Source organism: Psychrobacter sp. TWP2-1-2, assembly GCF_049896785.1.
Lineage (GTDB): Bacteria > Pseudomonadota > Gammaproteobacteria > Pseudomonadales > Moraxellaceae > Psychrobacter.
The window spans coordinates 138759-154777 of the sequence record NZ_JAFCVA010000003.1; the positions used below are offsets into that span (position 1 = coordinate 138759).

Sequence of the window (16019 nt, forward strand, 5' to 3'; positions counted from 1 at the left end):
ACGGCTTTCTCTATAAATAGTACTTACGAGATGTACTTATAAGTGGTCGGTGATTAGAACTGGTTCATTGTGTTCTTGCCGCCGCCAGCTTTAAGGGCATTTTCACCAGAGAAGATCTCTTTGTGATCATCGCCAAGGTCAGAGCCCGCCATTGCTTGATGCTTAACACAAGCGATGCCTTCACGGATTTCTTTACGTTGTACGCCAGCAGCATAAGCAAGCATACCATCTTCACCGAAGTAGCCTTTAGCAAGCTCATGCACGCTAAGCGCAGTGGTGTGGTAAGTAGGTAGCGTGATTAGGTGATGGAATACACCTGCTTCACGTGACGCATCACGTTGGAAGTTTCTAGCCGCTTCGTCAGCTGCGGTATCAAGTTCAGTACCATCGTAATCAGCACTCATCAAGTCATCTTTATTGTAGGCAGATAGGTCTTTGCCTTCTTCTTCCCACTGAGCGATGATTTGCTTACGGAAGTTAAGCGTCCAGTTGAACGATGGGCTGTTATTGTATACAAGCTTGGCTTTTGGCTGTTGCTCTTTAATACGATCAACCATCATTTTGATGTGTGCGACGTCTGGAGTCGGTGTTTCGATCCATAGTAGATCCGCGCCATTTTCTAGAGCCGTTACACAGTCAAGTACGACACGGTCGATGTTCGTTTCTTCACGGAATTGATATAGACCATTTTGAAGACGAACTGGACGTACTAGTTTGCCGTTATGCTTAAGCAAGCTGTCGTTCTCTTTGGCGTTTTCTAGCGTGACTTCTTCCATCTCGATAAAATCGATGTACTGAGAAGCAAGATCGCCTGGCTCATTTGATACTGGGATTTTTTGCGTGAGTGACGCGCCTTCAGAGTCAGTACGAGCAACGATAACGCCGTCTTCAACACCAAGCTCTAAGAATGCATAACGAATAGCGTTGATTTTTGCGATATAGTCTTCATGCGGTACAGTGACTTTACCTGCTTGGTGACCACATTGCTTCGCGTCAGATACTTGGTTTTCAACCTGAATAGCACAAGCACCAGCTTCGATCATTTGCTTAGTTAGCAAGTAAGTGGCTTCTTCGTTACCGAAACCTGCATCGATGTCAGCAATGATTGGCACAACATGTGAATCAAAGTTTTCGATTTTTTCTAGGATGGCTGAGGTATCTTGACCCGCTTCTTCTGCAGCATTTAGTTCACGGAAGTAGTCGTTTAATACTTTAGCATCAGCTTGACGCAAGAAGGTATAGATTTCTTCAATTAGCTTAGGTACAGAGGTTTTTTCGTGCATAGATTGGTCAGGAAGAGGACCAAACTCAGAGCGAAGGGCTGCAACCATCCAACCTGATAGGTAGATGTAAGTTTTAGACGTCGTACCAAAATATTTTTTCTTAGCGTACATGGTTTGTTGAGCAACAAAACCATGCCATGCACCTAAAGACTGCGTGTACTGAGACGTATCATTGTCATAGTCTTCCATGTCTTGACGCATGATTTTTGCAGTATATTTGGCGATATCTAAGCCCGTCTTAAAACGGTTTTGTGACATCATACGTGCCGCATCGGTTTCGCTGATATTCTGCCAGTTACCGTGCTTTTGCTTTAATTCACGTACTAAGTCGATCGCTGATTTATATGCAGTTGACATCTATGTCTCCTTGGGGTGGTGAAAATTAGTAACTTAGAAAATTACAAGTATTGAGGTAATTTTGATATATGTAGAAAGATGCTGGCAGAAGTGAAAATCTAAAATATAAACCTTATGCGTTAGCAATCTCTACTAAACTATAAGAAAATTATGATAAAAGCAAATAAAACCTGTCGAATTGGTCAGCTTTTATTGTTGGGTCTTTCGTTTTAGGTTGAATGCGCTTTTTATAAGTCTTTTTTGACTGTTAAAGTGCTTATTCCCCTAAAAAGTGCCAACTACTAATTCAAGCTTAAAAACAAATGAGAGCAAAAAATTAAGTTTGCGTAATAAATGTTATGTCCGTATTTCCGCATGAAAATGCGATAAAATACCTGTGGTCGTCAATCTATCAAAACGCACGGCGACTGCCTAACATTAAACAAGGATTGATTAAGCGCTTGCTAGCCACTATAGCTAGGTTGCCTTGATTTATCTAGTTTATGATTATTATCTTGGGTATTTAATTTTATGATAGTATATATAAAACAATGACTTATAATGAATGATTTCAGTTATAATAAGCGTATATCAAAATAATTAATATAAAATTGTCCTTATTTCATGCTGTTATAGATGATTTATACTAAATAACAGGGCAAAAAACGCCGCGTTTGTAGTGGTATTTATTTTAAGGTAAAGAGACATATATGAATTTGCAGCGGGTAGATTTAAATTTATTGGTACATCTAGATGTGTTGCTACGAGAAAAAAACGTCACTCGTGCAGCTGAGCAGCTTGGCATTACCCAACCTGCGATGAGTAATATTTTGCGCCGGCTGCGTAAGCTATTTAATGATCCGTTGCTGGTACGCTCATCCGAAGGCATGACGCCGACTGAACGCGCTTTGGAGTTACAGCCTCGTATCCGTGAAATACTGGCAGATTTGACACAAGTATTAGAGCCACGCACAGAGTTTCGTCCTTATAGTACCTCGCGCGTTTTTCGTATCATGACCTCAGACTATGCTGAAGCGACATTGGTACCAAAATTGGTCAAAGCATTGCGCTCAGAGGCACCAAATGTCATCTTGGATTTCCTAACGCCATCGGACGTCTCATATCGTGATATGGAGCAGGGGCGAGTGGATTTGGCGATCAACCGCTTTAATGAAATTCCGCAAAGTTTCCACCAAGTTTTGGTCTGGCGTGATACCTTTAGCTGCCTATTGTCCTCTGACAGTCCCTATGCTCATCGCTTTAATCTCAAAAATTATCTTAAGGCGCAGCACGTTTGGGTGTCTAAAACTGGTATGGGTGTGGGATTTGGTGTTAATCCAGAAAAATCTGGTGGCCTAGGTTCAATTGATCAAGCACTGCAACGTTTAGGTCAAAAACGTCAAATCAGTGTTTTTACCCGCCACTATCAAATGCCAGCCATGCTTGCAGCCAATAAAGATTTGGTTGCAACTTTGCCTACGCGTGTGGCAAAAATGCAAGCTAATAACGACAGTATCATGATGGTCGAGCCACCATTTTTTATCCCTGAATTTGAGCTAACGATGGCGTGGTCGCCTTTGCTGCAGCATCATCCCGCCCATCGATGGTTGCGTCAGTTGATCATGCATGTTGCTCGTCAAATTGTTGACGAAGAAGAGAATCCACCCCAAGAAATTCCTGTGATGAATCATTTGTTTTAAGCCATTTATTTTTGGTTATCAATTGCTTATTTATTAAACCAGCCCAAGCGCTGGTTTTTTATCGGCGTAATTTTACTGAAAAATCTCGTCCAATATTTCAACCTAATAAATCGGTCAGTCACATTCTTAACATCTTACGAACACTTCTTTATAACTTGTAAAACTACTCGTTGTACATTTTGCTATGATGAATTTTCTTTAAGAAAAAAGATAAATACATAGCCTATTGTTAAGTTATACGACAGTATCGGATTTCATAAAATCGTTGATGAAGTTGTTCAATTTAACCAGATATGTTTATAAAAATGACCACTCTTGGTTTATGTGTTTCTAAGTTTTCAGATATTGAAGCGATCAATTTTCAAACCAATAAAATAGTTTAATAAATAAGGATGATAATCATGGCAGATATTACTACTATAAACCCAGCGACGGGTGAAGCGATCAAAAAATATAATTACATGAGTAATGATGAGGTGAACAAGATTGTTGAATCCTCGCACCAAGCATTTACTGAGTGGCGTAAAACCAGCCATGAAGCGCGTGCAAAAGTCATCAATTCTATTGGTGAGACATTGCTCAAGTATAAAGAAGAGTTGTCTAAACTCATGACTGAGGAGCGTGGTAAGCTCTATAGTCAGAGTTTGCAAGAAATAGATTTGTGTAAGGCGATTTGCGACTATACCGCAGAAAAAGGGGTGACTGCACTTGTTGACGATGAACGTGATATTGAAGGCTTGAAGAAAGGTATTGTGACTTATCAGCCTATCGGTGTCATTTATGGTATGCAGCCATGGAACTTTCCTGCTTACCAAGTATTCCGTTATACCATCGCAAATCTGATGGCAGGTAATAGTATTTTACTCAAGCACGCGTCAAACGTGACTGGTTCAGGCTTGTTAATCGAAAAAATCTTCCATGAGTCAGAGTTACCAAACGATTTGTTCCGTACGATTTTAATCGATCACGACCAATCAGAAGCATTAATCGGTCATGACAAAGTGCGCGGTGTCACACTGACAGGTAGCGACGGTGCTGGTAGCATTGTGGGTCAGCAAGCAGCAAAAGCCATTAAAAAGGTGGTGCTAGAATTAGGCTCAAATGATGCCTTTATTGTCTTAGAAGATGCTGATGTAGAGTTAGCGGTAGAAACTTGTACCCAAGCGCGTCTCATTAATAATGGTGAAACTTGTGTCGCCGCTAAGCGCTTTATCGTTGTGGATAGCTTATACGATGATTTCCGTGAACGCATTGTCAAAAAATTTGCAGACGCTAAATCTGGCGATCCGATGGATGATGCCTCTGATCTTGGTCCATTAGCCCGCAAAGATTTACAAGAAAAATTGCATGAGCAAGTAGAAGACAGTGTGGCAAAAGGCGCAACGATTGCTGTTGGTGGTCAACTGCCAGAAGGTAAAGGCAGTTTTTATCCAGCAACTATCTTGGAGAATGTCGAAAAAGGACAACCTGCCTATGATGACGAATTATTTGGTCCTGTCGCCTCATTAATACGAGCCAAAGACCAAGATGATGCATTACGTATTGCCAATGACAGTCGCTACGGTTTGGGCGGTGCTATCTTCTCTAAAGACGAAGACAAAGCCATTCGCCTAGCGCGTGAAGAGTTTGATACTGGCATGGTCTATATCAATGGTTATGGTCTTGCAAATCCAGCGTTGCCATTTGGTGGAGTGAAAAACTCAGGTCATGGTCGCGAGCATGGCGGTTTTGGTATCAAAGAATTTGTAAATATTAAAGGGCTACATGTTCATAAAAGTCAATAATAGCTAACGTCTTCGGGATTAATATGCTTTAGAAGATTTTAAAGGTAGCTATTAGAAAGCCCAGTCATTCATTGAGTGACTGGGCTTTTTTATGCAAAGAGTTTAAGTTTGACAGTTGGTGCCTGATAATTTGTGACTGTCGCTATTTACTTACTCAGTCGTTCAAATATAGTTTTAACGGTAGCGTTGGTAAAGACATACTTTGTTGATTAGCTGCTTGAGCATGATCTAGCGAGAGTGCGCCTTTGGCCAATAATAAAATCGTCCAAGGGAGCAATTGATGCTCAAGCTTTTGCACGCGTGCTTGCAAGCTATCGGCAGTGTCTTTTTGATGTATCTCTAACAGCGCTTGGGTCAAAACAGTACCCGCGTCAAGCTCAGCGGTGACCACATGAATACTACAGCCATGATGTCGCTCACCTGCTTGTATCGCACGTTGATGGGTATCAAGGCCTTTATAGATAGGTAGCAAAGAGGGATGCAGATTAATCATCGTCGCTGGTGCATTATCGATAAAATCTGCACTTAAGACACGCATAAAACCAGCTAACACAATGAGATCTGGCTGCCATGCGCTTAATTGCTCGCTGGCATGACTCTCAAAAGTCTTGATTCCCATGCGTTTGCCGCTAGCAACATGTGACAATACTGCCACTGGAATGTCAGCGTCTTTTGCACGGGTGACGGCATAAGCATCCTCGCGGTTGCTAATGACGCCAACAATCTCAATTGGTAGTGCGCCAGCTTGCATCGCATCTATCAGTACTTGCAAGTTGCTACCACTACCAGAGACCAGTACAGCAATCCGTAAAGGGTTATTATCAATTTTTTTTTGACTGTCTAACATTAACGGTACACCACTGCGTCCGCTTCACGACTAACCATTTCACCTAATTTCCATGCTTTTTCACCAGCATCATTCAAAGTTTGAATGGCCGCATCTGCTTTATCTTTAGGCACGACAATGACAAAACCAACGCCGCAGTTAAAGGTGCGGTACATCTCGCTTTGTTCAATATTTCCTTGGGTTTGTAACCAAGTGAATAGCTCTGAGAACTGCCAGCTAGTCGTATCAATGCTAGCAGCTAAATTCTCTGGTAATACACGTGGTAAATTATCGGTTAAGCCGCCACCAGTGATATGTGACATTGCATGCAGCGCTGAGCTACCAAGAGTATCTTGTAGCGCTTTAATCGCTTTAACATAGATGCGAGTAGGGGCCATTAACGCGTCTTGGATAGGCTGACCATCTAATTGCTCATCGCTAGTAGTCACATCAATGCCGCTGACTTCGATGACTTTACGCACCAATGAATAACCGTTTGAGTGTGCACCACTTGAAGCAAGAGCGATCAATACATCGCCTTCTGCGACGTTTTCGCCAGTGATGACTTCCGCTTCTTCAACCACACCGACACAAAAGCCTGCCAAGTCATAATCGTCGTCTTGATACATACCTGGCATCTCAGCCGTTTCGCCGCCGATCAGAGCACAGTTTGATAGCTTACAGCCTTCACCAATACCAGTGACCACAGTCGCTGCTACATCAATATCAAGCTTGCCAGTTGCATAATAGTCTAAGAAAAATAAAGGCTCTGCACCGCAAACCAATAAATCGTTGACGCACATGGCGACTAAATCAATGCCGATAGTGTCATGACGATTCAGCTGTAACGCCAGCTTGAGCTTAGTACCGACGCCGTCAGTGCCCGACACGAGTAGAGGAGAAGTGTAACCAGTTGGTATACGACAAAGCGCTCCAAAGCCGCCAAGTCCGCCCACAACCTCAGGGCGAGAGGTGGCTTTTGCCACTGATTTAATACGTTGTACCAACGCATCGCCAGCATCAATATCAACACCAGCATCTTTGTAGCTTAAAGAAGGCTTGTTACTCATGGTCATCTCACAAATTTTATAGGGAATGAAGGTCTGTCAGTAGAAAATCGAGTTGGTCGTGTTAATTCTGAATATAGTGCGCGCATTATACCCAAAAATGACCCTTACTCGCAAAGCAACTTGCGGATATTTGGCGGATATTTCACGAAGACTGACTTTAAGTGGTAAATAAAAAGTTAAGAAACAAAAAATGACGGATTTTTTGCTGTACTCTGCGATAATGGAACGCTAAATTTATTGTCGATAACAGTTCGCTATTACACCGTTATTGTACGATAAGACGTATCATTTCTTTCAATTATACTTCCATCTTAAATCAGCCTAATCATAGGATTCCTTGTCATGATGAACCAACCAATAGATCCTTTTTTTCGGCGCTTATTTATTGTCGTTGCGATGGTGGTGGGTATATTGTTACTGTATTTGATGATGCCAGTCATTATACCGTTTGTCTTTGCTTTCGTATTGGCTTACTTGTTCAATCCGCTGGTCAAACGCTTATCGAAGTATATCAAACGCTGGATGGCGATTATCATTGTCTACTCCACCATCACTTTAGGAATGGTGCTACTGCTTTGGTGGTTGATACCGACCTTGTGGCATCAGTTGCAAGCGGCGTGGGAGTATCTGCCTAAGGTCTTAACTTGGTATAATGAAGTCGTACGCGAATGGTTCGTTAACAACAGTCGTATCAATCTGCCAGAGTTGGAGTCTAAAGGGTTTTCTGAGACATTGGTTGAATACATGCAGACCAATTATAAGTTTGAAGATGCCAGTACCATGATGAACCAAATATTGGTGTCGAGCATGAACTTCATCAATAATGCTGGACTCATTGTGCTAGTACCGATTTTAGCCTTTTATTTTTTGTTCAATTGGGATCAGCGTCTGCAGACATGGAAGCTGGCGATTCCCGCTGCGTATAGCAAAAAAGTCATTCAAATTGCTCGAGAGTGTGACCTTGCATTGATGGCATTTATCAAAGGTCAGCTATTGGTGATGGTATTATTGGGTGCGATTTATGCAGTGCAATTACAGCTTATTGGGCTTGAGCTTGGGCTGATTATTGGTATGGTTGCCGGTATTGCTAGCTTTGTTCCTTATTTGGGTTTTGGCATTGGTTTTATCGCTGCCATTATCGCCTGCCTGTTCCAGTTTGGGCTAAATTGGACGTATTTGTCGCTGATCGTCGGAGCGTTTTTAGTTGGGCAAGCCGCAGAAGGTTATATTCTACAGCCGTTACTATTGGGTGATAAGATAGGTCTATCGCCGCTTTGGGTGATTTTTGCCGTATTGGCAGGCGCAAGCTTATTGGGTTTTGTTGGTATGCTAATTGCTTTGCCTGTCTCTGCCGTGCTTAATGTACTGTTTCGCCATTTATACATCTACTATCGTTCGACAGATTTTTATAAAGGTCGTAAGCAATTGGCTTTGTTTGAGAAGAGGTAAGTATTTTATCGTTACATTGATAGAATCATGGGGGATTAATAGTGAATGGTGTGAGAGATAAACAGCGATGGATAAGGCTTAATAGGTAAAAGACTTGTCAGTCATTTTGCAAATATGTTATATATAGGCGCAGTATTGACAGTATCAGCCGTTATCCAGTTGGTCGTTAACAAGATGACTTTTGATTAGGTAATTCTCAGATATATTCCTGATTAAAATGACGAGATGCTAACGCAGCAAGTTTATATCAGGTAGTATAAGAGCATCTCAAAAACAGTTATTAATAATTTATCCTTTTATTTATTGCATTACGCAAAACGAGTTGATGATTCATGGCAGAAGCACAGCTAAGTCTCAATCTGGACATTAAGCATGATGCAAGTCTAAGTGACTTCGCCGGTCCTGGTTGGATGTCGATTATTGATGCAGTGCGGCAACTACATGTCGGCCTGATCGGTCAGCTGTACCTATTTGGCAGTCCTGCTACGGGCAAGTCGCACTTATTATCCGCTATCTGTGAGTCATTTATTGAGATGGACAAGTCAGCGATTTGTTTGTCACTCAATGAGTTGATTCATACCGATGTGCACGTCCTCTCCTCTCTAGAAAACTTCGATCTAATCGCGATCGATGATCTAGAGGTGCTGGAGCAAAGCAGTCAATGGCAAGAAGCCTTATTTCATTTGATTAATCGCAGTCGTGAAGGTCAGCGTCAATTGTTGTTTGCAGCCAATAAGCCTGCTGGTGATTTGCCCTTTCAATTGAGGGATTTACTGACTCGTTTGGCACAAGCACCTACGTTTAAAGTACCCAATGGTCATGACTTAGCTGACCGTCAGGCGTTATTGCAATCTATCTTGCGTCGACGTGGTTGGCAGTTTGATGATCGAATTATTGATTATTTGCTTACTGAAGGACCACATCGCATCGGTGCGATGATGGAAGTACTCAATTATATTCAGCCGATGTTTTCGAACCTTGGGCGTAGCAATATATCCAAAGCAGTCATCACTGACGCATTGCGTACCATTGATGAGCAGACACTAGCAGCAGAGCTTGCTGATATTGCGCAAGAGACACAAGTAGATAATGATTCAGCGGAACAAGATCAACATACGATGCCACTCGATTTTTAGCATTAACAACTAAAGTCTTTTATCCAAAGCGCTTTTACTATTGCCAAAACGTTTTCACTATTAATGGAATCACTTATGAAATCCAATGCTTCTTTGCTAAAAAAACTGACCATCAGCACGTTGCTTATTGGTGCAGGCTCTGTCTCTATGCTGTCGCATGCCGAAGTAACGCTACTGGTTGATGACCATATCAAAGTCACAGCTATCAATGGGCAAGAAGTGCAGCAGAGCGCTTTTCAACCATTGACTAAAAAGTTCACGCTTCAGCCGGGTCAACATGCGATTACTGCGAAGTATGATCGCTTATACGACTTGCGCCGTGATGAGCATGATTATTTACGTTCGGGTAATGTGAGCGTGACGGCAGAATTGGCGGACAATCAAACCTATCGTCTGACCATGCCGAATCAGCCAGAAGAGTATGCAGCAGCTAAAGAATATGCCAAACGTCCGATACTGGCAGTAGAGAAAAACAATACTGTGATTGCAAGTCAGCAAGGTATCGCTGGTAATCAAGGTGGGTTGTTGTCAGGTTTAGGCAAGGCGTTCGGCGGTGTATTTGGCGGGGCAGATGATGCAGAGCTACAGAATCAGCGTGCGATTGCCGCATTAGATCAACCAAATGTGAATACGGGTACGGTAGCGACTACTAAGCAAACCACTAGCGTTAATTCATCTGCTAATACCTTAGATCAATTTATGCAAATTTGGTTACAAGCCACGCCTGCTGAGCGCGAAAAAATGCGTCAATGGATGCAAAAATAAGGTTTCATTAGCAACAGCAAGCACAAAAAAAGCACCTAAAGTAGGTGCTTTTTTATGATCTAGATTTTAGTGATGTACTGTTTCATTAGTAATGATTAACCCAAAAAGGCGTTATACATCCAGATGAGCTTTTCTTGCTCTTGTACATAGGCATCTACCAGGTCAGCTGTCCCTTGATCTTCGCTGTCTGCTGCTAGAGCCGATACTTTACGCTGCTCTGCAATTAAAGCTTGTAAACCAGTTACCACACCTTTCACACAAGCATTGCCATCTTTGACATTTTTATCTTCTTGAATGCTAGTATGCTGAGTAAAATCGCTATAAGCATGCAGCGGTGTGCCGCCCAAAGTTAAGATACGTTCAGCAATTTCATCAATTTGTAATTGTAGCGCGGTATACAGTTCTTCAAATTTTGGATGCAAGGTGAAAAAATGCTCACCTTTTACATTCCAGTGATAGCCACGGACGTTTAAATAAAATACGTGATAAGTTGACAATAAATTGTTTAGTTGTGCAATGACTTCGCTCATGTCAGCTTTTTCTAGACCGATTTGATTAGTAGCGTTACTCATAATATTATCCTTATAGTTTGAGTGTTGATATAAAACATTAAATGAAGAAGATGAGAAGTGTAGCAACTCGTGTGCTGCATTACTATGCTCTTTAATATATTAACGCTTTTCAGCCTTAAAAAGTAATAATCTTAGAAAATAGTATGATAAAACTGACATATAGAATGGCATCAGCTTAAGCTAAAATCATAACTATACATTCATATAATTTAGAGCAGTTATCACCTTGCTTTTGATAGCTATCATAATAGCAGAGCACCATCGATAAGTTAATTTCAATAAATTTATAATTATGATTGGTTTTATAAAAAGCATTTTTTATTGATCACTTCTTTATCGCTCATATAATAAGCGATAAAGAAGTTTTCTACTATTTTATGCTGGCGGCTGTAAGTTTTCAGGGTTTAAACCTTTAACGGGGATAACTTCTTGCAAATGCTGACGTACCGTATCGATCGGAAACTTCTGTGCTTCTAAGCGTTTTGGCACAATTTGGCTGCCTTGTTGACCTTTCATCTCAAACATCATAAAGATATAGTCGTCCGTCTCATCCCAGCTTTTGACAGCTGACCATGGAATGACGGCTTGCTGGGTCGTGCCTGCTCGCATTTGCATGCCGCGCATTTGGTTGTTATTAAATGTGTCAGGCTGATTCACTGGCATCGCCATGACGAGGCCATGCTTTTGTACGCCCAATTTCATCTGACGCATCTCGTCCGGCATTTCTTGGTCAGCCACTTGCTTGTCAAACTCTCTTTTGACATACCATTTGAAGCCAAGGGTACGAACCAGTAAATAAATGACGACTGAAACTAGCATCAGCCAAAAGATAATGGTTGAGTAGCCTGTCACAAAAACCAACCCTGCGATCGCTAGTACCACGGTTACCGCCATAATGATCCATTCTTTCATTTTGATACTTTTTAGACCGAAAGAAGGGCTGGCACTGGCAAATAGCTCGTATTGTGCTTGGTGAAATTCTGCCTCAGTTAGGTTTAAGGCGACAGGTTGTAGCGTATAGGGGTACAAGGCCATAAAGGTTTCTCAAATACTTGTATTGAAGTGTTGGGTTTAAATCGACAAAACATAGCAGCTACGTCGTACTTGGCTAGAAGTCGAATAAAAGGTATGCGCTTATCTTACCGAAAAGTACCCCTAAATGAAACATATAAGCCGCTCTGTTCGTTGATAGAGGTGATATTAATGGTTTTAATAAAGATGGGCGAGGCTTATTGAGGTAAGCTGAACTTTGAGAGATGCATTTAAAGCAAATATAACTGGCTACAGATAATGAAAGTAATAAATGAAAATTCAATCAGCAGAGGTCAAAACATGGTCAAATCTGCTGTGTCTTGGTATTATAGCGGCTATCACTTATTTTGATAAAAACAGTACCTTTAAAAACAGTATCTTTAAAAATAACACTTTCGAACCTCTTCCTCACTTCTAGCGTTACAGGCAACTATTATGATTGATCCAAAACTCTTACGCGGCGATTTAAGCGATTTACAACAGCAACTGGCCACTCGTGGTTATGCACTTGACATAGATTTTTGGCAAACGGTTGAGTCAGAACGTAAATCTTTGCAGATCAAAACCGAAGAGTTGCAGTCGAGCCGTAATGCTGGTGCTAAGCAAGTGGGTGCTTTGAAAAAGTCAGGCGAAGATGCCAGTGAGCTATTGGCTGAGATGCAGAATGTCAGCGGTGAGATTAAAGCGGCTGAAGATGAATTGCGCACTCTACAAGAGCGTATTAACAAAGCTGCTATGCAAATTCCAAATATTCCAGCAGCCGATGTGCCAGTGGGTACGTCAGAAGAGGATAACGTAGAAGTGCGCAAATGGGGCACGCCACGTACGTTTGATTTTGAAATTCAAGACCATACGCATATCGGTGAGACACTTGGCATGCTCGACTTTGAAGCCGCGACTAAGCTGACTGGCAGCCGCTTTAATGTACTAAAAGGACAGTTGGCACAAATGCATCGTGCACTGATTCAATTTATGCTCAATACCCATACCATGAAGTACGGCTATCTTGAAACGTACGTGCCTTATATTGTGAATTCAGACAGCCTAAAAGGTACGGGGCAGTTGCCTAAGTTTGAAGATGATTTGTTTAAGCTGAAAAATCACACAAACAATGAAGACATGGACTTTTATCTCATTCCTACTGCTGAAGTGCCAATGACCAATTTGGTACGTGGCGAGCGTTTGGACATCAGTGAATTACCGCTTAAGTTTACCGCGCATACGCCTTGTTTCCGTAGTGAAGCGGGCTCTCATGGTCGTGATACTCGTGGTCTAATCCGTCAGCATCAGTTTGAGAAAGTCGAGATGGTCAATATTGCTACGGCTGAGCAGTCTGATGGATTGCTTGAGGCAATGACTGGACAAGCCGAATATATCTTGCAGCAATTAAACCTGCCATACCGCACCGTTCAGTTATGTACGGGTGATATGGGCTTTGCAGCGCAAAAAACTTATGATATCGAAGTATGGTTACCGAGCCAAGATACCTATCGTGAAATCTCAAGCTGCTCTAACTGTGGTGACTTCCAAGCGCGCCGTATGGGTACACGTGTCAAAGATGGTAAACAAACCAGCTTAGCACACACGCTAAATGGTTCAGGCTTGGCAGTGGGTCGTACACTATTGGCAGTGATGGAAAATCATCAAAATGCTGATGGTAGTATCACCATTCCAGAAGTATTGCGTCCGTTTATGGGCGGTGCTGAGACTATTTCAGTTTAATATCTATATTGCTTGTACTAGTTGTGAGTTACTAAGATGACTCACAGCTTTTTAATATAGGGTAGTTTAATAAAACTGATATGAATAATTATTAAACACAAACGATTCTGTCATACCATTTCTTAGCTAGCCCTATAGCAAATATGTTAATATTGCACTTTGATTTTATAGTCTATAACTTAGGGACGCATTTGGCGTCCTTATGCTTATACTCCTTTGAGTAAACTCTCCTCTTAGCCCAATACTAGGACACTCTATGCCAGCTCCAATTAGCGAACGTAAATTAGCCAATGCCATCCGTGTACTGTCGTTTGATGCGGTTCAAAAAGCCAACTCTGGACATCCAGGCGCGCCAATGGGTATGGCCGATATTGCCGAAGTTTTGTGGCGCAAGTTTTTGAAGCACAACCCAACCGATCCACAGTGGCACAACCGCGACCGCTTTGTCTTATCGAACGGTCATGGCTCAATGCTTATTTACTCATTGCTACATTTATCTGGTTATGATGTCAGCGTTGATGATCTGAAAGGTTTCCGTCAATTGCATTCAAAAACCCCGGGGCATCCTGAGCTTGGTTATACACCTGGTGTTGAAACCACGACAGGTCCATTAGGACAGGGTATTGCCAATGCGGTTGGTTTTGCGATTGCTGAAAAAACACTTGCGGCACAGTTCAACCGTGAGGGTCATAACATCGTTGATCATCACACCTATGCATTCCTCGGCGATGGTTGCTTGATGGAAGGTATCAGTCATGAAGTGTGCTCATTGGCTGGCACGTTAGGTCTTGGTAAGCTGGTCTTCTTCTATGATGACAATGGCATCTCTATCGATGGTAATATTGAAGGTTGGTTCACTGATGATACGCAAGCGCGCTTTGAAGCGTATAGCTGGCAAGTTATCAAAGTAGATGGTCATGATGCCGATGCCATTACTCAAGCAACTGAACAAGCGCTTAAAGAGACGACGAAACCAAGTCTTATTATTTGCAAAACCACAATTGGTGCGGGTAGCCCGAACAAGCAAGGCCTAGCAGCGAGCCATGGCGCGCCATTGGGTGATGACGAAATTATCTTGACTCGTGATGCACTGTCTTGGACGCATGCGCCGTTTGAATTAGATGATGAAATCTATGAAGCGTGGGATGCCAAAGCTAAAGGCGACGTACAGCAAAAGAATTGGGAAGCCGACTTTGAAGCGTATAAAAAAGCCTATCCAGAACTAGCCTCTGAACTACTACGTCGTCTAAATGGCGAATTGCCTGCTGACTTTGATAGCCAAGCACAAGCCTATATTCAGCAAACGCAAGAAGCGGGCGGTGATGTCGCCAGTCGTAAAGCCAGTCAAAATGCGATCAATACCTTGCAGCCATTATTGCCAGAATTGCTAGGCGGTTCAGCGGATCTCGCTGGTTCAAACCTAACGCTATTCAAAGGCGCTAAAGGCATCGAAAAAGACGCTGACGGCAACTATATCTATTATGGTGTACGTGAGTTCGGTATGACTGCGATTGCCAATGGTATCGCGTTGCATGGTGGCTTTATCCCTTACGTGGCGACGTTCCTGATGTTTATGGAATACGCACGTAATGCCGTACGCATGGGCGCATTGATGAAGCAGCGCGTCATCCACGTCTATACGCATGACTCTATCGGTCTGGGTGAAGACGGCCCAACGCATCAGCCAGTTGAGCAGTTGACTAGCCTACGTACCACGCCAAATCTACGCACATGGCGTCCATGTGATGCGACTGAATCTGCCACTGCTTGGGTAGAGGCGATCAAGTCAGCACACAACCCATCTGCATTGATCTTTAGCCGTCAAAGCTTGCCACATCAAGCGCGCGATAGCGAGCAAGTAGCGAACATCACCAAAGGTGGTTATTTACTGGCGAAAGAGCAAGGCGAGCTACAAGCCATCATCATCGCCACAGGTTCAGAAGTTGGCCTAGCGATGCAAGCGTACGAGACGCTAAGCGCAAACGGTGTTGGCGTCCGTGTGGTGTCTATGCCATGTGCTGAGATATTTGTAGAGCAAAATGCTGACTACCGCGAAGCGGTATTGCCTGCCCATATCCGTGCTCGCGTCGCCGTAGAAGCGGCTCACGTGGACTACTGGTTTAAGTTTGTCGGTCTAGATGGCAAAGTCATCGGCATGACCACTTATGGCGAATCTGCGCCTGCTAGTGATCTATATAAAGAGTTTGGTATTACCACTGATGCTGTGGTTGATGCGGTAAATAGTTTGGTGTAATCCGTTAAAAAAGTTATAAATAAAAAAGCTGCTAGAGAAATCTGGTGGCTTTTTTTATTGGCTAAATAATCAGTGTATTCATATTGGTAT

12 protein-coding genes are annotated in these 16019 nt (G+C 42.5%); 7 read left to right on the forward strand and 5 right to left on the reverse strand.

The genetic code is table 11. The annotated features are described in order from the left end of the window. Nucleotides 1–53: 53 nt before the first annotated feature. Complete coding sequence (locus tag ACP7AE_RS04105) at nt 54–1640, reverse strand: isocitrate lyase (protein WP_045444527.1); 1587 nt, start codon at nt 1638–1640, stop codon at nt 54–56. A 689-nt stretch (nt 1641–2329) separates the two neighbouring features. On the opposite strand from ACP7AE_RS04105, the gene ACP7AE_RS04110 reads away from it, so the two are divergent. Next, nucleotides 2330–3319, forward strand: coding sequence for a LysR family transcriptional regulator (locus ACP7AE_RS04110; RefSeq protein ID WP_045444529.1), 990 nt, complete (start codon nt 2330–2332; stop codon nt 3317–3319). Nucleotides 3320–3720: 401 nt separating this feature from the next. Then, nucleotides 3721–5103, forward strand: coding sequence for an NAD-dependent succinate-semialdehyde dehydrogenase (locus tag ACP7AE_RS04115; RefSeq protein ID WP_426241523.1), 1383 nt, complete (start codon nt 3721–3723; stop codon nt 5101–5103). 154 nt (nt 5104–5257) lie between these two features. On the opposite strand, the gene purN is transcribed toward ACP7AE_RS04115, so the two are convergent. Together purN and purM are read right to left on the reverse strand one after the other, a co-directional pair. Next, nucleotides 5258–5950 carry a phosphoribosylglycinamide formyltransferase gene (gene purN / locus ACP7AE_RS04120; RefSeq protein WP_426241525.1) on the reverse strand — a complete coding sequence of 231 codons (693 nt, stop codon included), beginning with the start codon at nt 5948–5950 and terminating at the stop codon, nt 5258–5260. Next, on the reverse strand, nt 5950–6999 hold the full coding sequence (gene purM, locus ACP7AE_RS04125; protein ID WP_426241526.1) for a phosphoribosylformylglycinamidine cyclo-ligase: 1050 nt from the start codon (nt 6997–6999) through the stop codon (nt 5950–5952). The genes purN and purM overlap by 1 nt, the downstream gene beginning before the upstream one ends. A 342-nt stretch (nt 7000–7341) precedes the next feature. Here purM and ACP7AE_RS04130 point away from each other — a divergent pair, with 342 nt between their 5' ends. The 3 genes from ACP7AE_RS04130 (at nt 7342) to ACP7AE_RS04140 (ending at nt 10349) form a co-directional block, all read left to right on the forward strand. After that, on the forward strand, nt 7342–8448 hold the full coding sequence (locus ACP7AE_RS04130; protein WP_426241528.1) for an AI-2E family transporter: 1107 nt from the start codon (nt 7342–7344) through the stop codon (nt 8446–8448). 332 nt (nt 8449–8780) lie between these two features. Then, complete coding sequence (gene hda / locus ACP7AE_RS04135; RefSeq protein WP_060491634.1) at nt 8781–9584, forward strand: DnaA regulatory inactivator Hda; 804 nt, start codon at nt 8781–8783, stop codon at nt 9582–9584. A gap of 75 nt (nt 9585–9659) precedes the next feature. Beyond that, nucleotides 9660–10349: a DUF2057 family protein gene (locus ACP7AE_RS04140; RefSeq protein ID WP_201502674.1), complete on the forward strand. Its 690-nt coding sequence runs from the start codon at nt 9660–9662 to the stop codon at nt 10347–10349. 95 nt (nt 10350–10444) lie between these two features. Here the strand turns inward: ACP7AE_RS04140 and ACP7AE_RS04145 are convergent, their stop codons facing one another. Beyond that, nucleotides 10445–10921: a Dps family protein gene (locus ACP7AE_RS04145; RefSeq protein ID WP_426241531.1), complete on the reverse strand. Its 477-nt coding sequence runs from the start codon at nt 10919–10921 to the stop codon at nt 10445–10447. Between the two features lie 375 nt (nt 10922–11296). Continuing rightward, complete coding sequence (locus tag ACP7AE_RS04150; protein WP_055125130.1) at nt 11297–11956, reverse strand: YcxB family protein; 660 nt, start codon at nt 11954–11956, stop codon at nt 11297–11299. 432 nt (nt 11957–12388) lie between these two features. Between ACP7AE_RS04150 and serS the strand changes: the two genes are divergently transcribed. Both serS and tkt read left to right on the forward strand, forming a co-directional pair. Next, entirely contained in the window at nt 12389–13675 is a 1287-nt protein-coding gene (serS, locus tag ACP7AE_RS04155; RefSeq protein ID WP_426241533.1) for a serine--tRNA ligase, read from the forward strand. Between the two features lie 256 nt (nt 13676–13931). Continuing rightward, nucleotides 13932–15929 carry a transketolase gene (gene tkt, locus ACP7AE_RS04160; RefSeq protein ID WP_426241535.1) on the forward strand — a complete coding sequence of 666 codons (1998 nt, stop codon included), beginning with the start codon at nt 13932–13934 and terminating at the stop codon, nt 15927–15929. The last annotated feature ends 90 nt before the right edge of the window (nt 15930–16019 follow it).